Raw genomic sequence first — 22,704 nt, 5'->3', positions numbered from 1 at the left:
CAAATAGAATTCTATAACTTTGCAATCACAAAATAGAGAAAGTTATTCGAGCAAACTATAAAAAGGAAAAAGATTATGAAAGCAACAGAAGTTGTAGAAAAACTGAAGGTCAGATTTCCTAACGAACCTGAATATATTCAGGCTGTCAGTCAGGTACTTGGCACGATTGAAGGAGAGTACAACAAGCATCCCGAATTTGAAAAAGCAAACCTTATCGAGCGAATTTGCATTCCCGACCGCCTTATTGAGTTCCGCGTTACATGGGTAGACGACAAAGGAAACGTGCAGACCAACATGGGATATCGCATCCAACACAACAACGCTATCGGCCCATACAAAGGCGGATTGCGCTTTCATCGCTCTGTAAACCTCTCTATTTTGAAGTTTCTTGCTTTTGAACAAACGTTCAAAAATTCATTGACAACCCTGCCGATGGGCGGTGCAAAAGGCGGTTCCGACTTCTCTCCTCGTGGCAAAAGTAATGCTGAAGTCATGCGCTTCTGCCAAGCTTTCATGAACGAACTCTATCGCCATATCGGGCCGAACGAGGATGTTCCGGCCGGTGATATCGGTGTAGGTGGCCGCGAGGTAGGCTATCTCTTTGGCCAATATAAAAAGCTAACCCACCAATTCTCAGGCATTCTTACCGGCAAAGGACAGGAGTTTGGCGGTTCGTTGATACGTCCCGAAGCAACAGGATATGGCAACGTTTATTTCTTGGAGAATATGCTCAAGACCCGCAATATCGACCTGAAAGGCAAGACTGTCCTCGTGTCGGGAGCCGGCAATGTGGCACAATACACCATTGAAAAGCTGCTGCAATTGGGTGCAAAACCCGTCACCTGCTCCGACTCCGACGGCTATATCTATGATCCGGATGGCATTGACGAGGAAAAACTTGCCTATATCATGGAACTTAAAAATGTAGAAAGAGGACGTATCAGGGAATATGCCGAGAAATACGGAGTCAAATATTCTGAAGGCAAACCTTGGTTCGAAAAGGCCGACATTGCAACGCCATGTGCCACACAGAACGAAATCAACGAAGAGGCTGCCAAGGCGCTTGTTGCCAATGGTGTGATAGCCATCAGCGAAGGTGCAAACATGCCAACTACCCCCGAAGCTACCAAAGTATTCCAAGACGCGAAGATACTTTATTGTCCGGGAAAGGCTTCCAACGCAGGCGGTGTAGCCGTTTCAGGCCTTGAGATGAGCCAGAATTCAGAACGATTGAAGTGGTCACGTGAGGAAGTTGATGCCAAGCTCCACGCCATTATGGACGATATTCACGCCAATTGTGTGAAATATGGCACCGAAGCTGACGGCTATATCAACTACGTCAAAGGTGCAAACATCGCCGGTTTCCTAAAGGTTGCCAAGGCAATGATGGCGCAAGGAATTGTCTGAACGCAGCATCCCACTGCATAACAAAATAAAAAAGGGGAAGAAACCATCACGGCTTCTCCCCTTTTCTGTTTGTCTATTATACAGAAAGAAAGCACTAAGGCCTTCCGTTTTTCAGTCTTTTAATGATTTCGCAACAGCCTCTTCAACCTCTTTCATATCAGCAGTAGGCTCAAAACGTGCTATCACTTTACCTTTCCTATTGATAAGGAATTTCGTGAAATTCCACTTGATATCCGGCTTCGAAGCATACATAGGATCGCTCTTCTTGAGCATTTTATCCATGAATTCTGCTTTCTTTCCAAAGCCGAAACCCACGAAACCCGCCTCTCGCTTCAAATAAGAATAGAGCGGACTTTCATGGGGACCATTCACCTCAATCTTGGCAAACTGAGGAAAATGAACATCAAAATTCGCCGTGCAGAACTGATGTATCTCTGCCGCACTGCCAGGTGCCTGCTGTCCAAATTGATTGCATGGGAAATCCAAAATGCAGAAACCTTCTGCCTGATACTTCTGATATAAGGCCTCAAGTTCCTTATACTGGGGTGTGAAACCGCATTTCGTTGCCGTGTTGACAATCAACAACACCTTACCTTTCCACTGTCCCAATTCCACTTCCTTATTATTTTCATCGGCCACCTTAAAGCCGTAAACATCGCTCTGTGCTGATGCTGTCAAGGCAACAAAAGCCAAGAATACTACGAGAAATCTTTTCATCTTTTTACTTATTTTTTAGTTTTAGAAGTTGTAAAATCATCTTTTGTATGGTCTTTCAATCTGTTGATTACCTCATCAAGAAGTGGCACCAATCGGAACACTTCTTCTTTCTTCAGTCCGCAATCAGCGAAATGTTCAAGCATACAGGCAGGCACTTTAGCAGCCTCTTTCTCCATGGCTTTTCCTTCCTTGGTCAATGAAACGATGCGCTGTCGCGTATCAACGATGCCTTTTGTACGGATGACCAATCCCATTTTCTCCATGCGCTGAATGAGCGGCGTCACCGTGTTGGTCTCCAAAAGCAGCTTATGTGCAATGTCATTAACAGGCTGATTGTCGGTCTCCCAAAGCACCATCAGCACCAAATACTGCGGATATGTAATCCCCAGTTTGTCGAGAAACGGCTTATACGTCTGCGTTACGAGCCTGCTTGCCGAATAGAGTCGAAAGCAAATCTGACTACTTAATTTCAATTGTTCGAATGCCATAATACGCTATTCTGAATGATTATATTTTATTTCTTGTTCACATTTAATACACCGAAAAGTATCACATCAACAGCCACATATCGCCTGTTGTCTCTGAAATTCTTACGTGTCAGCCTGTTACATATATCGTCTTCGATGCGAAGATACGTAAAAAAGTCAAGCAAACAAATAAAAGCAATCACATTTAAGCCTTATTAACTCTCATCGTAAGCGACAGAACAACATTTAATTTAAAGTAAGACAACCCCGTAAAAAATATTGAAACAGAGGATAAATACAACACAGAAACATGCTTGAATAACGAAAAACATTGTAACTTTGCAGTCTTAGCAGCATTTAATTCCATAGGAAATGAAAAAGACCACATGGCATAAACATCATAAATGGCTGGGCATTCTGCTCAGCTTCTTCCTGCTCATGTTTTGTCTTTCAGGGCTTGTGCTCAACCATCCTGCCCTATTCAGCGACATCAATATCAGCAGATCGTATCTTCCCGAAAGCTATCAATATAGCCAATGGAACCGTGGACTTCTTCGCGGCACCGTGAAATGGCACGACAAAGTGCTCCTTTATGGAAACGCAGGAATATGGCAAACCGACAGCACAGCCAGGTCGTTCAATGATTTCAATCAAGGACTGCCGAGCGGAGCCGACTTCAGAAACGTGCGTGGAATGGCCTTTATGCCTTCTGGAAGAGTCTTTACTGCAGGACAATACGGACTATACGAACTCATAGGAAACCGCTGGGAAAGCATCAATCTGCCCATCGGCAATCACGAAAAACTAAGTGATATCACAACAAGAGGCGACTCTTTGCTCATCACCGGACGCTCTTTCGTCTATCTCAGCACCCCACCTTACCGGCAGTTTCAACGCATCATGCTCCGTCCTGCAATCAACAATGACGGCAAAGTGTCGCTTTTCCGCACCGTATGGCTACTGCATAGTGGCGAACTGTTTGGCTTCTTCGGTGTGCTTTTTGTAGACTTCATAGCCCTCATTCTCATTTTTCTTGTTCTCACAGGCATTATCTACTGGGTGCATCCCAAGTGGGGGAAGAAGATTCATCTGTATCAGAAAGCAGGCTCATGGCACAATCACATCGGACGGATAAGCATTGTTTTCACCGTGTTTCTCTGTGTCACAGGGTGGCTTTTGCGCCCTCCTGCATTGCTTGCCATCGCTTCGGGAAGGGTGCCGGCCCTGCCATTTTCGGTGATGGACAGCAACAATAGCTGGAACGACCAACTGCGTTCACTGCGGTATGATGCAGCACAAGGCGACTGGCTTCTTTACAGTTCTAACGGTTTCTTCACGCTTAAAGACCTGCAGGCCACGCCCCACCCCATTACACATCAACCTCCTGTGAGCGTCATGGGCATCAATGTTGAGACACAAGATGAAAATGGTTACTGGCTGATTGGCTCGTTCAGTGGCATGTATATATGGGACCGCACTACGGATATCATTGCAGATTACTTCACACATGGCCCTGCCCAAGCGCCCAAAGGCATACCTATCAGCGACCATGCCATTGCGGGTTACAGCAATGATTTCGGCAAATATGAGTATGTAGTCGACTATAACACAGGCTGCAAGAGCATTGAAATGCCCGTAACCATGCAGAAGCTGCCCATGTCGTTGCGCAACCTTAGCCTTGAAATCCACACAGGACGCATCTATACCTTCCTCGGAATAGGCAATGTTCTCTATATTTTCATCATCGGACTTGCCATACTATGGTGCCTCTGGAGCGGTTGGAAAATACGCTGTCAGCGTCGGGAAAAGAAAGAGGAAACAGCATGATAAAGGGTTGTTTTGTAAGAATTAATTGCAGAAAAAAGTGCCTCTGATTTCTGTGCAAATAGAAATCAAGAAACGATTATCCAGCGATTATTGTCACAAATAGCAGAGACGGAAACCTTTTTTCGGGCTACTTCGAAGACAAAATCAGGCAAATCAGCTTGTAATATGCACCAAATTGCATGCTGTTTTGACTCAGGTTAAAGGGTGATTTGAGTCACTTCACACGCTAATCTGACGCAAGTCACCATCTGTTTTACAGCAGAACAGCGTTCAAAATAAGGCTAACAGCTCCAACACTCTGTATATCAAGCGGTTGCTTCAAAGGCTCAAAACTCGCGTATTTCCAACGAAATGGTTTTCTTTTTCAAATACGTTAATCTCTGAAAGGCATTTGTAAAGAATAATCATCAAACGGAGATGCCGTGAAAAGTAAAGCACCACGAAGGAGCATCAGTGTCTTCTACAGACAAAAGAACCGCTGCAAAGACTCATTCCTGCAGCGGTTATATTTCTTCAAATCAAGCGGAAGATGAGGGATTCAAACCCCCGATACGCGGAAAGCGTATACCGGATTTCGAGTCCAGCGCATTCGGTCACTCTGCCAATCTTCCTGAATTGCAATGCAAAAGTAATGAAAAAAGATGAAAGAAACTCATGAAAAAAAGACTGAAAACACGGATTTAACAGACATTATACATTCATCATTCAAATGAAAGCTTGTTGAGTCGGCTCCTCAATTGCTCGGCCTCACGCTTACGGATGCGCAAGGTGATGCTGCAAGTGTTATCAAACTGCTGGTCAACCACCTGCGGCTGCATTTCTTTCACAATGCGCATGACATCATTCATCATAGGATATGTGAAGTCATATTTAATGGTTTCTTCCACTTGTCTCACTTCAATTGTGGCATTGGCAATGGCATCTGCAGCAGCCGTTCGATAAGCAACAATCAGTCCGCCTGTGCCTAAATTCACGCCTCCGTAATAGCGGACAACCACAATAAGAATATCAGTCAGCCCCGCACTGTTGATTTGTCCGAGGATAGGTTTACCCGCAGTAGAACTCGGTTCGCCATCATCATTGGCACGAAATGCCTTTTGTTCCGGGCCAAGCATGTAAGCATAGCAGCAATGTCGGGCGTCATAATACTGCTTGCGATAGGCAGAAACAATGCTTTTCACCTCTTCTACCGTTTCAACATGATGCGCAAAAGCGAGGAACTTACTCCGCTTCTCGGTGTAATATCCCTCGCCTACGATGTTTTCTGAAATTGTATGATATTGGTCTTCCACTCTTTATTCCAATTTATTGATTACTAATCCACTGCGCAACTTAGGCTCAAACCAAGTTGCCTTGGGTGGCATAATCTTACCACTGTCGGCAATATCCATAATCTGCTGCATGCTGACAGGATACAAGGCCAAAGCCATTTGCATCTCACCGCTGTCCACTCGGCGACGCAGTTCCTGCAAACCACGCAATCCTCCAACGAAATCTATGCGCTTGTCTGACCGTAAATCCTTGATGCCAAGCAGTTCATCGAGGATTAATCTGCTGGAGATGTCTACATCTAAAACGCCGATAGGATCATTATTATTGTATGTCCCGGCCTTTGCCTTCAAACTATACCACTGCTTGTCAAGGTAAAGTGAGAACTCGTGTAGCTCTTGAGGACGATAGTCTTCATGGCCTTTCAAGGTGACGATGAAGTTCTTTTCGAGTGCATGTAGAAAGGCTTCGGCCGACATTCCATTGAGATCTTTCACCACACGGTTATAGTCTAATACCGTCAACTGACTGGTCTGAAAGCATACCGCCATAAAGTAATTATAAGCTTCACAGCCTGTATGGTTCGGATTTTGCTGTGCTTTCTCTGCTCCGACAAGTGCTGCTGCAGCAGAACGATGGTGTCCGTCGGCGATATAAAGATTGGGCATACGGTTAAATTCAGCTGTAATGGTGGCGATATCTGCATCATCACTGACCACCCAGAACTGATGATGAAAGCCGTCAATGGGTGCTATGAAGTCGTATTCGGGCTTGTTCTGCGCGTAACGGCAAAGCAGTTTATCGAGCACTTCATTGTCCGGATAGGCCAGAAAGACCGGTTCCATGTTGGCATTGCAGGCACGGACATGCTTCATTCTGTCTTCTTCTTTCTCGCGACGAGTCAGTTCATGCTTCTTGATTACACCCGACATATAGTCTGAAACGCTAGCCCCGACAACCAACCCATATTGAGTTTTACCGTTCATTGACTGTGCATAGATGTAATATTGCTCCTTTTCGTCCTGCATAAGCCAGCCTTTCTGCTGGAATTCTGCAAATTGTTCGGCAGCACTTTCATAGCCCCGAGGGTCGTGTTCGTCAGTACCTACAGGGAAATTGATTTCAGGTCGGGTGATATGATAAAGACTTTTCTCATTGGTTCCGGCTTCCTTGCGTGCTTCTTCAGAACTTAAGACATCGTAAGGACGACTTTCTACGAACTCAACGAGCGCCTGAGGAGGACGCAATCCCTTGAAAGGTTTGATTTTTACCATAGTAAACAAATATTGGAAATAGGGTTAAACAAAATGTCCCAAGCCTTTTGTCATGCCACAAAAGACCTGGGAGGATATGGTCAATTCTTTGCTTTATTTATTCACTTGATACTTTGTGCAACCGTCAGCAAAGTAAGCATTGATCTGCTTTGCAGCTGCTATACCGGCATTAATGTTAGCCTCGGCAGTCTGTGCACCCATTTTCTTGGGCGTAGAGAAATAGCGACCTTCAAGCTTCTTGAATGCAGCATCGGCGTCAGGCATGATATCCGTGACGTATTTCAGGTCGGTTCTATCGGCCAACAACTTTAACAATTCGTCTTCATTGATAACTTCCTTGCGAGCTGTATTGATAAGAACACCGCCTTTCGGCAACTTATTGACCAACTGATAGCCAATACTTTTAAGTGTCTCGGGCGTTGCAGGAATATGCAAACTCACGATATCGCAGCTCTCAAAGAGTTCATTCTGGCTCTTACAAGCATGCACACCGGCAGCCTCAATGACATCAGCCGGACAGAAAGCATCATAGGCATAGACCTCCATTCCGAAGCCTTTGGCCACGCGAGCAACATTGCGTCCCACATTACCGAAAGCCAGAATGCCAAGGCGCTTGCCTTTCAATTCCGTGCCAGACTTGCCATTATAGAAGTTGCGTACAGCCATTACGAGCATTCCAAACACCAATTCGGCAACAGCATTAGAGTTCTGTCCCGGTGTGTTCTCTGCCACTACATGATGCGAAGTGGCTGCTTTCAAGTCGATATTATCGTAACCTGCACCCGCACGGACAACAATCTGCAACTTCTCGGCAGCGTCAAGAACCTCTGCGTCAACCTTATCTGAACGGATAATCATGGCATCTGCGTCTTTCACGGCATGGAGAAGCTGAGCTTTCTCCGTATATTTTTCGAGCAGAACCAACTCATGTCCTGCACTTTCCACTTCTTTCTTAATGCCTTCAACAGCTGCAGCTGCAAAAGGTTTTTCGGTTGCAACCAATACTTTCATAGTCATTTGATTTAGTATGTCATAGGGCGGAAACGACGTCCGCCCTACAAGTAAGATTTCAATTAATGCTGTGCTTCAAAGTCTCTCATGGTCTGTATGAGTGCATTCACACCCTCCATGGTCTGCGCATTATAACAACTTGCACGGAAACCACCCACAGAACGATGTCCCTTGATGCCTACCATGCCACGCTCTGTAGCGAAGTCAAGGAATGGTTTTTCAAGCGCTTCATAGCCTTCGTTCATGACAAAACAAATGTTCATCACAGAGCGTGAAGCCTCTTCAACCGTGCCCTTGAAGAGCTTGTTGCGGTCAATTTCGGCATAAAGTGCTTCAGCACGCTCATGAGCACGCTTGTCGGCAGCCTCTACTCCACCATGTTTCTTCAGCCAACGCAGGTTCTCAAGCATTGAATAGACAGGTACAACGGGAGGAGTATTAAACATAGATCCCTTTTCAACATGTGTGCGGTAATCTATCATTGTGGGAAGTTCACGCGGAGCTTTTCCCAAGGCCTCGTCTTTCAAGATGATGACGGTCACACCGGCCATGGCTATGTTTTTCTGCGCACCTGCATAGATAGCGTTATACTTGGAAACGTCAACCGGACGACTCATTATATCCGAACTCATGTCGGCAATCAAAGGAATTTTGACATCAAAGTCCTTGCGATACTCGGTACCATAAATCGTATTGTTCGAGCAGATGTGCAGATAGTCAACGTCAGACGGTACATCTGACTCGAAATTCTTAGGATAGAACGTGTAATTGGAAGCGGCAGAAGAAGCCACCTCTACAACCTCTCCGAAGAGTTTCGCCTCTTTCATGGCTTTCTTTGCCCATACACCAGAATTCACATAAGCAGCCTTCTTGATGAGGAAGTTAGCCGGTATCTGCATGAACTGCAACGATGCTCCACCCCCTAAGAAGATGACAGAATATCCGTCAGGAATGCTCAACAAGTCCTTGAAAAGGGCTACACATTCATCTACAACAGGCTGAAAATCCTTTGCACGGTGACTGATTTCCATCAGTGAAAGACCGCTTCCGTTGAAATCAAGGAGTTGTTTTGCGGTGTTTTCTACTACTTCGCGGGGAAGCATTGAGGGGCCTGCATTAAAGTTATACTTCTTCATCTGATTAAAATTTTAAGTTCTGTTAATGCGTGATATCATTAGTTTTACAAATGCGAATGTACGCCTTTATTTTCAAAAAAGCAAATTATTTCTCATTATTTTACAGCTATTCTGCCGAATTCAACTATTTTATTAAGAAGTAATTACCTTTTGCTAAAATAACCATTGCGCAGACCTCATCTTCCATAGCACATCACTTCAAGCTGCAAGATGAGTCATCTTACACTGTAAAGTGACGCAACTCAGGCGCTGAAATAAGGCACTTTACACGGCAAAATGCGTCATTTCAGACGTACACATGCAACAAGTTGACTATCAACGACTTTCAAATCATCCTGCAACAGCATTTCACAATATCAGCGAACCTCCTCAACCACGGTTCTGATACCTTTGATCTTCTCGCCTTTCGTAAGGCGTAACACCTGTTTAGCCTTATCTCTTGCAACGGCAGCATAGGCGTAACGGTCGTTCACATCAATACGGCCTATCTCATCAGCACGCAGGCCTCCCTTCTTACAGAGAAAGCCGACGATATCTGCCTTGCTCACTTTGTCTTTCTTTCCCTTACCGATATAAAGTGTAATATTCCTTGGAAGTGCCGGGCGAAGCGGGGCATCCGAGACGGCATAGTCTTCGACTTCGGCATCCACATAGGCTGGTATCTGCTCCTGACTATTCAGGATGAAGAAAGCCCTTCCCTGCTTGTCCCAACGCGCAGTGCGCCCAACACGGTGGATATAGCCGTCTTCACTCTCCGGAATATGATAGTGGACGATATTGTCTATATCGGGAATATCAAGGCCACGCGATGCAAGATCTGTGCTGACTAAGATGTTCGCACTGCCGTTCGAGAAGCGATAGAGAGAGGCTTCACGCTGTTTCTGCTCCATGCCTCCATGGAAGAAACTCACACAGAAACCTGCTTCTATCAGGAAATTTGCCGTCCGTTCGACGGAATCACGATAGTTCAAGAAGACGATTGTGCTCTGTCCGCCAAATGAAAGCAACAGTTGTTGCAGCGTTTCGAGTTTGTCTTTCGTCGGACTTTCCACCTTATATATATGCACACGGTCAGGCACCTGCTCTGCCTCGGGTAGGAAATTGAGCACCTTGAAACAGCTGTTGACTATCTTCTGGTCGCCAAGTTCCTCTGCAGGAGTGGCCGAAAGAAGTATGCTTCTGACCTCTTTGGGCACCTTACTCATCAGTGCCTGCATCTCATCATGAAAGCCCATTTCAAGACATTTGTCGAATTCGTCGAGGATAAGAAAGCGGATATCCGATGCAAGGAGATTGCCCTTATCAAGATGATCGTTGAGTCGGCCGGGCGTTGCAAATACAATCTGTGGTTTCACTTCACGCAAACGGCGATGCTCATCCATTGCAGCACGGCCACCATAGCATGCCATTCCACGCAGACCGGAGCCCATATCCTTCAGCACTGTGGCCGACTGTTGGGCCAATTCACGACCTGGAACCACGACAACAGCCTGCACTTCATCGGATTGGGCATCGAGCAACTGTGTCAGAGGCAATAGATAAGACAGGGTCTTTCCAGAGCCGGTAGGCGACAAGACTATCATATTGTCCTTTCCATTCAACATGGCTTCCATGGCCGCCTGCTGCATTTCATTGAGCTGAATGCCTAACTTATGGATTATATTTTCTATCTTCATATCAACTTATCTATTTCATCAAACTGCTTGCCCATATTCAAATTCAGATATATTGTATATAGAGGCAATGCCCATTTATCCTTCTGGTCAGGTGCCATGGCACGATATTTCTCTAAATAAGGCATGGCTTTTCTATACAGTTCAAGTATCTGATTATACTTTTTTGAGCCAGACTGTGTCTTCTTATCCAATTCGACAGCCTGATCGAACAAAGCCAAGCCAGCATTCAGATAGGCATCAGCAAGCGTATCATTCTCGGCTATCAGCGCCTTACTGATAGCAAAACTCTGCTTATAACGCCCCATTGTCAACAGCAAAGAGCTTTTGGCATAACGGAAAAGTGTATTGACAGAGTCTGTCTGCAGTGCCTCATCACACGACTTCATGGCCTCATCGTAAGCACCGATATGGCTGTAATAATCTATCAGTCGCGGGAAAAAGAAGGGGAATTTGGGATATTTAGAGAAGCCGTCCTTTAGCGTCTGCACATAACGTGCCGTGTCTTTCTCCAATTTATAAGTCTCGGAGAGATACTGTAACATGTAAGGCAGATGCACAGAGTCCTTCAATGCCTGGTAAGTATGACGCAAAGTGAGCTGCGGTTTCTCCAATTTATAGCCACAATAGCTGGCCCAATAAGCAGCTTCGGGCAATCGCTTGTCACGCTCTGCATATTGATAGCGGGCAAACATTGGCTTTACAGCACTGTTGATATAAGTATCGAAAAAATCATAGGCACGTGAGAAATCGTGCTTTTTCATAAAGAACACACCACCATTGAACAAGTTGGGACGGTATATGTTCAGCAGTTCTGCACTACGGTCACGATATTTCAGCTTCACCTTTCCACGTGCATCAGGAAGCCTGTCGAGCGAATCAAGGCCTTCGAGCGTATCAAACATGCGCTTTCCCACAAGGAAAAGAGCCGTTGTGTCATATTTTTCTTTCAGATAAAGCTTTTCGTTTCCTTGATCATATTGTTTGCGCTGAGACTCGAAAAGCAATAGCCATACCTTTTCATTACCCCGAGATGACGAGTCATTGAGTAAGTCGGTCATCAGCTTTTCGGCCTTATCGAGATTCTTTCCGCTCTTGATATAGTCTTTGACTTGGGTCATCGTCTTCTTCTGTCCCCATGCTATCAGCGGTAAACAGATGAACACACAAATAAGAATTTTCTTCATTTCGTTTGTAATCCTAAAACTTTATCTACCTCATTGAGTATTTTTTTCCATTCTACAATCTGCTGTTTTTCATCGAGCACTGACGCTTGAAGCAGCCAAGTCCGTGCTGTTTGATAGAGTTCCTTTATGCGGTTTACGTCTTTTTTAGCTAATCTTCTCCGCTCACTCTCAAGACTGTCACGCAATTCTTCGGCTTTGGAAACATAGCAAATTCCAACATCATAGACCGCCTGAACATAGGTACTGTCCAATGTCACGGCCCGCTTGAAACTCATAATTGCATCATCCCATTTCCGTTCCTGTATCTCAATCTCACCTTTCAAGGCCCATGCACGCTTGTTGTCACGATGCTTCAATATCTCATCTGCAGCAAATTCATACAATTGCTGCTGCCTGTCTTTCAAACCGGCATAGTAGTCTATCAGCATCTTGAAATACACATCATTGGTTGGTGCCATGTCGTGAAGTGCTGTCAGTGCAGTGATATATTTGGCAGAATCCACATCCGTATAGAGATGAGTCTTCATGCAATTGATCTTGATTTCGGCAGCATCTTTAGCGTAATTGGCATCTTTCAAAGCCACATCAGCATAGCGCTCAGCTTCTGCGAAATTCTCTTTTCCATAAGAAAGCAGGCTTACATAATAAGCAACAAAGCCTCTGTTATTGTCTTTATCATGGAAAAGAGGACTGTCTACGCAATCAAGATAGAGCTTGAATATCTGCATTGCCTCGTCATTCTTGCGCAACCCGTACTGATACATGCCTGCATCAACCAACATAGGGAGGTAAGCTGACAGCCGCTTATGATTGGAATTGCGATAACGGGGATTGCTTCTGCCTTTCTTATCTGCCGCTGCATCAAAGTGATCGCATATCACCGCATCTTTCATCAACTGTACAATTGCCTTATAATAGGCTACCGTATCAGACTGAACAGAGGGCAGATTACCTAATTGCCTGTCTATACCTGCATTCAATTTCTTTGCTGTGTTTCGGGCATCCTGCCCTACACATGGCAACGAAACAACCATGCTGAAAACAAGATAAGATAAGATAAGATAACGCTTCATAAAGGAGAAGAAAGAAAAAAGGATAGTGCCATGGTCTAAACCACACACTATCCCCCTTATTAAAGAATATTATTTATTCAGACCTTCCATCTCTTTGGTACGGCTGTCTGCAGCACCATAGAGGCTATAGTAAACGGCATAGAGTGGATAACTCCAGTTAGCCTTTTCCCTGTTAGGGTCAAGGCTGCGTGCCTGCTCAAGGTAGCCTTCGCTCTCTTTGTAGAGTTTTTGTTGGTCAGCCTTGCTTACTCCGTCTTTAGCTGCCTGGGCATTGAGACAGAAACCAAGGTAAGTGAGAACGATAACATTCTTTCCATCCTTTGCAACTGACTTCTTGAAGCAGTCTACTGCCTCTTCAGGCTTGTTGGAATTCATATAGATCTGCCCTTTAAGTGCCCATGCCAGAGCATTCGTTGGGTCAGCAGCCAACTTGTCACTCAACACTTTATCCTGTTCAGCGGTCATCTTCAGACCACCGTACATGGTTACCAAATTAGAGAAAATCTGCTCGTTATTGGTATCCTTTGCATAGAGATCTTTCAACTTGTTGACATACTGAACAGAATCTTCCTTGGTCTTCAAGCCCTGCTGCATAATGTAAAGCTTCAGGTTCAAAGCATCTTTATAAGCAGCAGTATCCTTCATTGCCACGTCAACATACTTGTTGGCGAGGTCCATATTCTTTGCCTGGAAAGCGTAAACACCGGCTACACGAGCCACTTCACCTAAGTAAGTATCGGGATTTTTACTCTTATCAATGCTGTTAAACAGAGGATTAACGGCACTCTCCACATACATACCGAAGAACTTCAAGGCTTCAGCCTGATTGTTCTGCTGGCCTGCAGCTTGACCGGCATTAATCAGATTGGGACGTAAACCATAAAGACGATTGGCATTATTGCTCTCAAACTTAGGCTTTACCTTTCCCTTTTCGTTTGGCTTCTGATCGTACTCGTTGCAAAACATGGCGTCATTAATGGCATCATAGACAGCTTTGTTGAAACCCAAGGTATCATAAGCTGCTTCCTTTCCCTGTCCAAACTGCTTGGCCATCTGATTGGAAGTAATCGTAGCCTGCTCCTTAGAAACCTTCTCCATAGAAAGGTCTACAAGCTTATTATAAGCCTTAGCCTTCTCTGCATCATTGGCAAGTTGGTTCAGATTAGCCTTCACCAATTCCTGTGCTTCAGCATAGGTCTTTGCCTTGAGTATGGCTTTCAAAGGCTCACTGTCACCGGCAAAAGCTGCTGATGTGGTTAGCAACATCACAGCTGCAATCATTAATTTTTTCATATTCTATTCATTATTAAAAGGTTTATTATTCTTCCTTGTTGTCGTCTTCAAAGTCAACGAGCGGTGCATCTTTCGCACTTTCGCTTGCTTCGGCCTGGGTATCTTTCTTGATTTCTTCTGACTTGTTGGCCCATTGTGCACGACTTTCTTCTTCAACCGTGGCCTCAAGTTCTGAACTCATCACTTTACAGACACTGGCAATGACACCATTCTTCTTGGCCAGATTAATGAGACGGACTCCCTGTGTGGCGCGTCCCATGACGCGAACATCAGCAACAGCAAGGCGAATTACAATGCCACTCTTGTTGATAATCATCAAGTCGTTTTCATCGGTAACGTTCTTAATGCTGACAAGTCGACCTGTCTTCTCGGTTATCGCCAGTGTCTTGACACCCTTACCGCCACGGTTTGTGACACGATAGTCTTCAACCTGGCTACGCTTTCCATAGCCCTGCTCACTCACTACCATTACTGTTTCGGTCTCAGCTTCATTGACTGTCACCATGCCTACAACCTCATCGTCGCCACCATCAAGGCGCATACCACGTACACCAGTTGCTGTTCGGCCCATCGTACGAATGGTATTTTCATTGAATCTCACTGCACGACCATTGCGGTTTGCCATGATCAGTTCATTCCGTCCATTAGTCAAACGAACATCAACAACTTCGTCTCCATCAGCTATATTAATAGCAATGACACCATTAGCACGCGGACGACTATAAGCTTCAAGACTTGTTTTCTTCACGGTTCCGTTCTTGGTAGCGAAGATAACATAATGGCTGTTATTGAATATTTCATCGGTCAATGTTGTCAAACGAAGGATAGCATTGATGGCATCATCGCTTTCAATATTGAGCATATTCTGTATAGCGCGACCCTTACTGTTGCGGTCTCCCTCAGGAATTTCAAAGCACTTCAACCAGTAGCAGCGTCCCTTCTTCGTGAAGAAGAGCATCGTCTGATGCATGGTTGCAGGATAAATGAACTCTGTAAAGTCCTGTTCGCGATGACGGGCACCCTTTGCTCCCACTCCACCACGAGCCTGTTCGTGGAACTCACTCAGCGGAGTGCGCTTGATATATCCCATGTGGCTCACGGTAATCACTACCGGATCATTTGGATAGAAGTCCTCTGGATTGAATTCTTCGCTTGAATATTTGATTTCCGTACGACGCTCGTCGCCATATTTATCCTTTACTTCATTCAGTTCATCCTTCATCACCTTCTTACACAATTCGGGGTCATCAAGTATCTGTTGGAAGTAAGCTATCTGGCGTTCAAGCTCCTCATACTCTGCATGTAACTGGTCCATGCGCAGACCTGTCAACTGACTCAAGCGCATATCAACAATGGCCTTGCTCTGCAATTCGTCAAGATTGAAACGCTCTTCCAGATTACGCTGTGCGTCAGCCGGAGTCTTGCTGGCACGGATAATGTGCACAACTTCATCGATATTATCGCAGGCTATAATCAGTCCTTCAAGGATATGAGCACGCTCCTGAGCCTTCTTCAAATCATATTTCGTACGACGAATAGTCACATCATGACGATGCTCCACGAAATACTTCACGCATTCTTTCAGACTCAACAGGCGTGGGCGACCCTTTACAAGGGCAATACAGTTCACAGAGAATGAGCTCTGCAAAGCGGTCATCTTGAAGAGTTTGTTCAGAATAACATTGGCATTGGCATCGCGTTTCACATCAATCACAATGCGCATTCCCTGTCGACCCGACTCATCATTAGCATTGCTGATACCGTCAATCCTACCCTCTTTCACGAGATCGGCTATGTTTTCAATCAGCAACTGCTTATTAACGCCATAAGGAATCTCGGTCACAACAATCTTGTCATGGCTTTCATCACTTTCGATTTCGGCCTTGGCACGCATCACAATACGGCCACGTCCGGTCTCATAAGCCTGACGAACACCCTGTATACCATATATATATGCACCGGTCGGGAAGTCAGGTGCCTTGATATACTGCATCAATCCATCAAGCTCAATATCGGGATTATCAATGTAAGCACAGCAACCATCAATCACCTCTCTAAGGTTGTGAGTCGGTATATTGGTAGCCATACCCACGGCGATACCGTTTCCACCATTGACCAGAAGATTAGGAATCTTCGTCGGCATGACACTCGGTTCAATGAGCGTATCATCGAAGTTGTTGGCCATGTCTACGGTATCCTTCTCCAAGTCGTCCATAACGTGCTCACCCATCTTACTGAGTCGGCACTCCGTGTAACGCATGGCAGCAGGCGAGTCACCGTCAATAGAGCCGAAGTTACCCTGTCCGTCGACCAGCGTATAGCGCATATTCCAGTCCTGGCCCATGCGAACAAGGGCACCATAGACCGAAGAGTCACCATGCGGGTGATACTTACCGAGCACCTCACCTACTACGCGGGCACACTTCTTATAAGGTTTGTCACTGGTATTGCCGATACCCAGCATACCGTAAAGAATACGACGATGAACAGGTTTGAAACCGTCTCTGACATCCGGAAGCGCACGAGCTACAATCACCGACATAGAATAGTCGATGTAAGAAGACTTCATTTCTTCCTCAATGTTGATTTTCAAAATTCTGTCATTGTCAATTGTCTGATTTTCGTCCATTGATACTATTGATTGTTATTATTTTGCAATTAACTACAAACTACAAAGAAGAGAAAAAACGTCCTAAAGGCCGTTTATTCTCGTTCTAAGCGATTTTCTGGTCTTTTTCAAGGGTGCTAATTTACTACTTTTTTTTGATATAAAAGCCGTCATAGGCCTTAAAATCGCCAAATTTACGATTTATTTACCAACAAAGAAGAGTCTATCAGCAAGAGAAGTATTAAACATTCTTCCCCAAAAGATACTGTTTTATCAGAATATCAATTCTTTTTGCACTTGCTGGTTGACTCTGCTCCTAAACTATGTCAGGTTCTCTGAATTGATAATAAAAGCATAGTTTTTCTTCTTTTTCACTTTGTTTTTCTTCAAATTATTGTACCTTTGCATAAGATATAGCTGCACTCGGCAAATTGAAAGCAAGCTTTCTCTGCACTCGTTGGCAACATCTTTGCATAAACAATAGCACGAAGTGGGGTCTCATAGTTCAATGGATAGAACAAGTCTCTCCTAAAGATTAGATCCGAGTTCGATTCTCGGTGAGACCACGGAAAAGGGCCATGACCCTGTAACATTCTTTATTTCTGACTAACCTTAACACCATGCTTGGAGCAATTATAGGAGATATTATCGGCTCACGCTTTGAGTTTTCGAAGCAAACAAAACCCGAGTTTGAACTTTTTACGCCTGATTGTGACTTCACGGATGACACGATTTGCACCGTAGCTATTGCTGATGCGATACTCAATCACAAGCCTTACGGCACAGCGCTTCATGACTGGTGCCGACGCTATCCGACACCAATGGGAGGCTATGGAGACAAGTTTGAATTGTGGGTTGAGAGTGACAATCCGCAACCATATGGCAGCAGTGGCAATGGTTCGGCCATGCGCGTGAGTCCTGTCGGCTGGCTTTTTGACGAATATAAAGAGGTGTTGAACGAGGCAAAAGAGAGTGCAGTCGTGACGCATAACCACCCCGATGGCATCAATGGTGCACAGTGTGTGGGCACGCTCATCTATTGGCTTCGCACGTGTCGTATCACAAAAGACGAGATAGAGAGTGCGGTCAGGCGCAACTTCGGCTATCACATGACTCCGCTTCGCAATATCTATAAGATTGGCAGTGAGGGGCATTTCGACGGACTATGCAATGAAACCGTGCCCTATGCCATCAGTTGTTTCCTTGAAAGTCAGAACTTTGAAGACGCCATCCGCAAGGCAGTTGCTGCCGGTGGAGACACTGATACGAAGGCTGCTATATGTGGTTCTATTGCCGAAGCCTACTATGAAATTCCCGAAGAAATGATAGAAAAAGCCTACTCGTATCTGCCTGACGACATGCTTGATATCATCACGCAGTTCCACGACAAGATACAAAGTGAACTCTGATTTCAATCTTTGCAAAGAGCCGATTTAGATAATATATTTTACTATGCAAAGCGAGTAGAGGCATAGATTACACTGAAAGGTGACACCATTTTATGTCTGATTACATTGCAATATGACGCATTTCAGCGCATGAAATGACGCAGATGACAACGTCAAATGACGCAAATGGCGGTGTAAAGTGAGTCAAGTTGCAACGCAAAATGGGTCAGATTGCAGCGTAAGATAAGGCAGATTACATAACTGAACAGAAGAAACCCGCCGCGCAGGAAGCACAAAACATTCCCTTTTGAATGCCAAGCTGCCCACTTGAAAGAAGGAAAAAACAAGAGAACAACCTGTCGTTTGAAACGAAAGATGACGTGTTAGTAAAAAATAAAGAGCCGGGCGTTTGCACAGAACACCCGACTCTTTGTAACAGATATCATAAGGATATAAAATCCTTTATGGGCAAGGAACTTCCTTTATCCATTCTATTTTGCCTTCTCCGCCTTTTACAGCTGTATGCCCATGTCCCGTATAGTCTTTACAATTATCCGACATGTCATCCAGCTTCCAATAACCTTCCAACCCTTTACTGTCTACTTCAACAAAGCAGCGATGCAAGGGGTTGCGTAGTTCTGCTGCGGTTAATGCCCTTGTCCAAAGACGTGCTTCGCTGACGGAACCTTTCAGGAAGAAGCCGTCTTGCACGCCTGGTGCAGCACCAATATAGAAGTTTTCAGTGAATGAAACTTTCTTTTTATACTCGGCTTCTGCAAACAAGATACCATCAATATAGAGCAGCAGTTTGTTGTTGGAGAATACTCCTGCGACATGATACCACTCGTTCTTTGCCAACGTGAAGCCCAACTTACCGGCATAAACACTCCATTGTTTAACACCGAACATAAATACCGGAACATTACCGGCTCCGCCCACACGGTCTGGAGTCCCATCAACAAAGAGCCAAGCACTTTTCTCTATATTCTCACTTTCAGGGAAGCCGATGATGCCCATGAGGTTTCCACCATAGTATTTCGGGAATTCCCACATGCTCACACGTGCCTCAATGGTAAACGCATCAAGGTTTTGGAATTTGCTGACATCATTGTCCTTGAAATTCACTTTGAAATAGTTCTCACCGTTGAACTTAGGCACATTCATCAATAGTGTCCTGTTGATAACAACGTAAAGCACATCACTTCCCGGCAGGACAGGATATCTCTTAGCGTTGCTCACCAAGCGAATGGGCACAAGATAGTTTACTCCTTTTTTCAAAGCTTCAATGTCTTTTACGACTAACTTAACCGCTTCTGAACGATAATTACCATTTACAATCTTGACATGAGTGTCGGAAAGCTCACAAACTCCATTAGGCAATGATTGGTAATCTTCACCATGAGCACTGTTATAGCTTGCCACCAAAGCATTTTCAACAAGCAACTCTCCCTCTATATCAGACTTAGCTATCAATGCACTTGAAATCGTAATACCCAGTGCATCACCTGTCTTTTTAGCTGAAAAGTTCGTTATCGGCGTGTTCTCTGCCGCTGTTATATAAATGGAGTCTACAGAAACATCTTCGTTACAGGCCGAGAATATTCCTATACTCAGAACCATTAACAGTATTATTGGATTAAATATGGTTTTCATTTCTATCAAAGTAAAATATTAATAAGTCTTCATTTCTTTCCACTTCCGGCAGGATTCATGATCTGAATTGCCTGTCGTGCATAGAAGTAATTATTAGGTGGAACAGGTTTATTCAAATGATTTCCTTCGGCATAAGCAAATTGTAAAACATATGCCCCACAGCCAGCAGTTCCTTTATCTACAGCAAAATGTGCCATTCCCCATAAGCTGGGAATTTCTTCATCCTTATATTGATAGCTCACACCACCATGCCCAAAAGCGTTACCAACCTGACTGGTCCACTCACAGAATATCCTCTTTTCATTAGGAAAACCCTTGCCGTAGTCTTGTGATTTACCCTCCAATCTATAATTTAAGGAATACTCACTACCGGCATTATAAGCCTGACCGATAAAATAATCGAAGCGATCGGCATAATCTTTGTCAAGCCATTGACCGTCTACCACTAATAATTTATGTTTGCCATTGACCTGATATTCTTTATCACATTTAGGCCCCATGTACTTACTCATTACATCAATAAATGTACGCATCATCTCTGTAGTGTAGGCATCTCCTCCAAACCAAGGTTCATAATCCAAGTCGAAGCCATCCAATCCCCAAGTAAAAATGGAATCAACTAAGTTCTTAGCATACACTTTCATTGAATCCAGATTGTTCGTTCCCTCACCAGAAGTACTGAAATAGTGTTCAGGCCACATCGTAAGCAACACTTTTGTCCCCCGATGTTCCTGCAAAAATTTCACGTCGCTTCTGTTCTGTTCGTTGTTAACGTATCCCGTAAAGAAGGAAACAATGTCAAGACTATCGGGAATACCTCTCAATCGCGTTTGCATTGATGACGTTGCCGGACTGTAATTCATCCATGCAAAGAATATCTTATGGTCTGAATTCTTATATTTTATCAAATCTGCTTCCTGCTGGGGTGTTAAGGAATGAAATTGGGTTTGAGGCAATGAAACAGGATCGGCCTCAGTCCAACTGCTGCAACCAACAACTATAACAGTGATTAATAAGCAGAGTGCTGTTATAAAACAATTTCTTTTCATCTCCGTATCTTTTATTGTATTAATATTCATAAGGTTTATTCGTTCTCTTATCCCACCAGAGTTTTGTTCCTCCATTATCTGCTCCATTCAACTGTTGAAGTGCTTCTGGATACAGCTTGGGGTAATCTGATTTGATGTTGGTGGGATAAGGAAGTCTTGCAATTTGTTTTTGTGTATTGATATGACCTCCACTATAATTGATACTGTTGGGAATTACTTGCGGACAGCCTGTCCGACGGAACTCACTCCATGCCTCTTGTCCGTCAGGATATAAAGCCAACCACTTTTGAGTGATAATCTTTTCAAGTAAAGCGTCTTCATCATCAGCAGCGTCTTCCCAACTGACAGACACCTGTCCTGCAGCATCATAGCTATATTCTGCATTCTTCACATCAACATAGGGTTCTGGCATTGATGTTCCTTGAATATACTCAGTAGCATCACCGGCTTTAGCATTATTGGCACCAATAGGTTGTGCAAACGCTGTGCGTATTCCATCCTCATAGAATGATTGAGCACTCTTTCCTCCTACATCCCATTTGCGAAGAGCAGCTTCGGCACATAAGAAGTAAATTTCAGCTGCAGTCATCAGCTGAATGGGAGTACTTGCCGATACATTCAATAAAGAAAACACCTTGTATTCATTACCCTCAAAAGCTATACCATTTCTCACACCATTGCAATCGGTTCCTCCGGAAACTTCTGATGGTAAGAACCACAGTTTCATTCTGGGATCTTTATAACCTTTCAAGTAAGATTCCATCGTAGCACCCAATCGTGTATCATTATAGGTATGACTAATCATATAGAGCGGATTTACAGTAGAAGACCCATCCACTTGAATCAATGCATTATCTTCATTAGATGTAAAAACACCAGCCTTGATAGCCTCTTCGCCCTTTGATTTCGCTTTTTCGGGATTGGCATAAACAATACGAATAGCAAGACGTAACTTTAATGAATTAGCAAACTTAATCCATTTGTTAAAGTCACCAGCATATACTTTATCATAGGCAGCCAATGGCTTTGCCCCGGGATTTGCTTTTATATAATCATTCAAAATAGCAGTAGCTTCATCAAGTTCATTGAAAAAAATATCATAAATTTCATCCTGTGGTGTAAAGGGAACATCAGAAGCTGGTACAAAATTCTTATAAGGGATAGGCCCATACATATCTGTTATTCGATGCATTCCATAGACCTTCAATATCTGCCCGACAGCAAAGGATGCTGGACTTATATCTTTTTTCTTAAACAGATTATACCAAGGGTTCATGTAGTTTTGGTATGCCACTGTATAAGCAGTCTTACACCAATCAGGGGTCATGTTGTAAGTAGTGTTGTTACGTCCATTGTTTTCAAACATGTTTGAAGCACCTTGATGCCCTGAATAAATATCTCCCGCGAGGCTATACATCTTTTGGTAATTGTTTACATCCACGTTCTGATCCTTGACAATACAAGGAAACATCTGATACTGCATTTGTGTAATCAACGAACCAAGTCCCAGATTATCATATCCTAATTCTTCTTGTGTAGCAGCATTGGGATCCGTATTTGTGTCAAAGAAGCTATCTGTACAAGAAGTAATCAACAAGAGGGAAAGCAACAAAAGAATGCCCTTCATCTTGAAACAATTATTTTTAATTGAACTTTTCATCATATAATTTTT

General features: G+C 44.1%; 17 protein-coding genes and 2 tRNA genes. 4 read left to right on the top strand and 15 right to left on the bottom strand.

Features of this window, described 5'->3' with window-relative positions; all coding sequences use genetic code 11:
* Positions 1-75 precede the first annotated feature (75 nt).
* Positions 76-1,407: an NADP-specific glutamate dehydrogenase gene (locus HMPREF2983_RS01630; RefSeq protein ID WP_018919230.1), complete on the top strand. Its 1,332-nt coding sequence runs from the start codon at positions 76-78 to the stop codon at positions 1,405-1,407.
* Positions 1,408-1,518: 111 nt separating this feature from the next.
* Here HMPREF2983_RS01630 and HMPREF2983_RS01625 read toward each other — a convergent pair whose 3' ends face one another.
* Positions 1,519-2,124, bottom strand: a complete 606-nt coding sequence (locus tag HMPREF2983_RS01625) for a glutathione peroxidase (protein WP_070666034.1) — start codon at positions 2,122-2,124, stop codon at positions 1,519-1,521.
* Positions 2,125-2,132: 8 nt separating this feature from the next.
* Complete coding sequence (locus tag HMPREF2983_RS01620) at positions 2,133-2,612, bottom strand: MarR family winged helix-turn-helix transcriptional regulator (protein WP_004376655.1); 480 nt, start codon at positions 2,610-2,612, stop codon at positions 2,133-2,135.
* A gap of 351 nt (positions 2,613-2,963) precedes the next feature.
* Between HMPREF2983_RS01620 and HMPREF2983_RS01615 the strand changes: the two genes are divergently transcribed.
* Complete coding sequence (locus tag HMPREF2983_RS01615; protein WP_070666031.1) at positions 2,964-4,418, top strand: PepSY domain-containing protein; 1,455 nt, start codon at positions 2,964-2,966, stop codon at positions 4,416-4,418.
* A gap of 523 nt (positions 4,419-4,941) precedes the next feature.
* On the opposite strand, the gene HMPREF2983_RS01610 is transcribed toward HMPREF2983_RS01615, so the two are convergent.
* The 10 genes from HMPREF2983_RS01610 to gyrA form a co-directional block, all read right to left on the bottom strand.
* Positions 4,942-5,029: transfer RNA gene (locus HMPREF2983_RS01610), tRNA-Ser, on the bottom strand.
* A gap of 90 nt (positions 5,030-5,119) precedes the next feature.
* Entirely contained in the window at positions 5,120-5,710 is a 591-nt protein-coding gene (locus HMPREF2983_RS01605) for an IMPACT family protein (protein WP_070666027.1), read from the bottom strand.
* A 3-nt stretch (positions 5,711-5,713) separates the two neighbouring features.
* A complete protein-coding gene (locus HMPREF2983_RS01600; RefSeq protein ID WP_070666024.1) occupies positions 5,714-6,961 on the bottom strand; it encodes a DUF1015 domain-containing protein in 1,248 nt (415 codons plus the stop codon).
* A gap of 93 nt (positions 6,962-7,054) precedes the next feature.
* Positions 7,055-7,972 carry an NAD(P)-dependent oxidoreductase gene (locus HMPREF2983_RS01595; RefSeq protein WP_070666020.1) on the bottom strand — a complete coding sequence of 306 codons (918 nt, stop codon included), beginning with the start codon at positions 7,970-7,972 and terminating at the stop codon, positions 7,055-7,057.
* A gap of 62 nt (positions 7,973-8,034) precedes the next feature.
* Complete coding sequence (gene serC / locus HMPREF2983_RS01590) at positions 8,035-9,108, bottom strand: 3-phosphoserine/phosphohydroxythreonine transaminase (RefSeq protein ID WP_070666017.1); 1,074 nt, start codon at positions 9,106-9,108, stop codon at positions 8,035-8,037.
* 356 nt (positions 9,109-9,464) lie between these two features.
* Positions 9,465-10,784, bottom strand: coding sequence for a DEAD/DEAH box helicase (locus HMPREF2983_RS01585; protein WP_070666014.1), 1,320 nt, complete (start codon positions 10,782-10,784; stop codon positions 9,465-9,467).
* On the bottom strand, positions 10,781-11,968 hold the full coding sequence (locus HMPREF2983_RS01580; protein WP_070666011.1) for a tetratricopeptide repeat protein: 1,188 nt from the start codon (positions 11,966-11,968) through the stop codon (positions 10,781-10,783). The genes HMPREF2983_RS01585 and HMPREF2983_RS01580 overlap by 4 nt, the downstream gene beginning before the upstream one ends.
* The gene (locus tag HMPREF2983_RS01575) at positions 11,965-13,041 is read right to left on the bottom strand and encodes a tetratricopeptide repeat protein (RefSeq protein WP_070666009.1); all 1,077 of its coding nucleotides are present in this window, start codon (positions 13,039-13,041) and stop codon (positions 11,965-11,967) included. Before HMPREF2983_RS01575 ends, HMPREF2983_RS01580 begins: the two co-directional genes overlap by 4 nt.
* A gap of 69 nt (positions 13,042-13,110) precedes the next feature.
* Positions 13,111-14,334 (bottom strand): tetratricopeptide repeat protein, encoded by a 1,224-nt coding sequence (locus tag HMPREF2983_RS01570; RefSeq protein ID WP_070666005.1) that lies wholly within the window; start codon positions 14,332-14,334, stop codon positions 13,111-13,113.
* 25 nt (positions 14,335-14,359) lie between these two features.
* Complete coding sequence (gyrA, locus tag HMPREF2983_RS01565; protein WP_070666002.1) at positions 14,360-16,963, bottom strand: DNA gyrase subunit A; 2,604 nt, start codon at positions 16,961-16,963, stop codon at positions 14,360-14,362.
* Between the two features lie 473 nt (positions 16,964-17,436).
* On the opposite strand from gyrA, the gene HMPREF2983_RS01560 reads away from it, so the two are divergent.
* A tRNA-Arg gene (locus HMPREF2983_RS01560) sits at positions 17,437-17,508 on the top strand.
* A 54-nt stretch (positions 17,509-17,562) separates the two neighbouring features.
* Positions 17,563-18,351: an ADP-ribosylglycohydrolase family protein gene (locus tag HMPREF2983_RS01555; RefSeq protein ID WP_070665999.1), complete on the top strand. Its 789-nt coding sequence runs from the start codon at positions 17,563-17,565 to the stop codon at positions 18,349-18,351.
* Between the two features lie 441 nt (positions 18,352-18,792).
* Here the strand turns inward: HMPREF2983_RS01555 and HMPREF2983_RS01550 are convergent, their stop codons facing one another.
* The 3 genes from HMPREF2983_RS01550 to HMPREF2983_RS01540 are packed head-to-tail and all read right to left on the bottom strand — an operon-like array spanning position 18,793 to position 22,695.
* Entirely contained in the window at positions 18,793-19,983 is a 1,191-nt protein-coding gene (locus HMPREF2983_RS01550) for a DUF1735 and LamG domain-containing protein (protein WP_070665996.1), read from the bottom strand.
* Between the two features lie 29 nt (positions 19,984-20,012).
* Entirely contained in the window at positions 20,013-21,062 is a 1,050-nt protein-coding gene (locus HMPREF2983_RS01545; RefSeq protein WP_070665992.1) for a glycoside hydrolase family 18, read from the bottom strand.
* Positions 21,052-22,695, bottom strand: coding sequence for a SusD/RagB family nutrient-binding outer membrane lipoprotein (locus tag HMPREF2983_RS01540; RefSeq protein WP_070665990.1), 1,644 nt, complete (start codon positions 22,693-22,695; stop codon positions 21,052-21,054). Before HMPREF2983_RS01540 ends, HMPREF2983_RS01545 begins: the two co-directional genes overlap by 11 nt.
* Positions 22,696-22,704: the final 9 nt, after the last annotated feature.

Origin of the sequence: Prevotella sp. HMSC077E09 (assembly GCF_001814685.1) — a bacterium.
In the GTDB taxonomy this organism is placed as follows: domain Bacteria; phylum Bacteroidota; class Bacteroidia; order Bacteroidales; family Bacteroidaceae; genus Prevotella; species Prevotella oris.
Note: the sequence above shows the minus strand (reverse complement) of the source record. Positions and strands in the feature narration are given on the sequence as shown.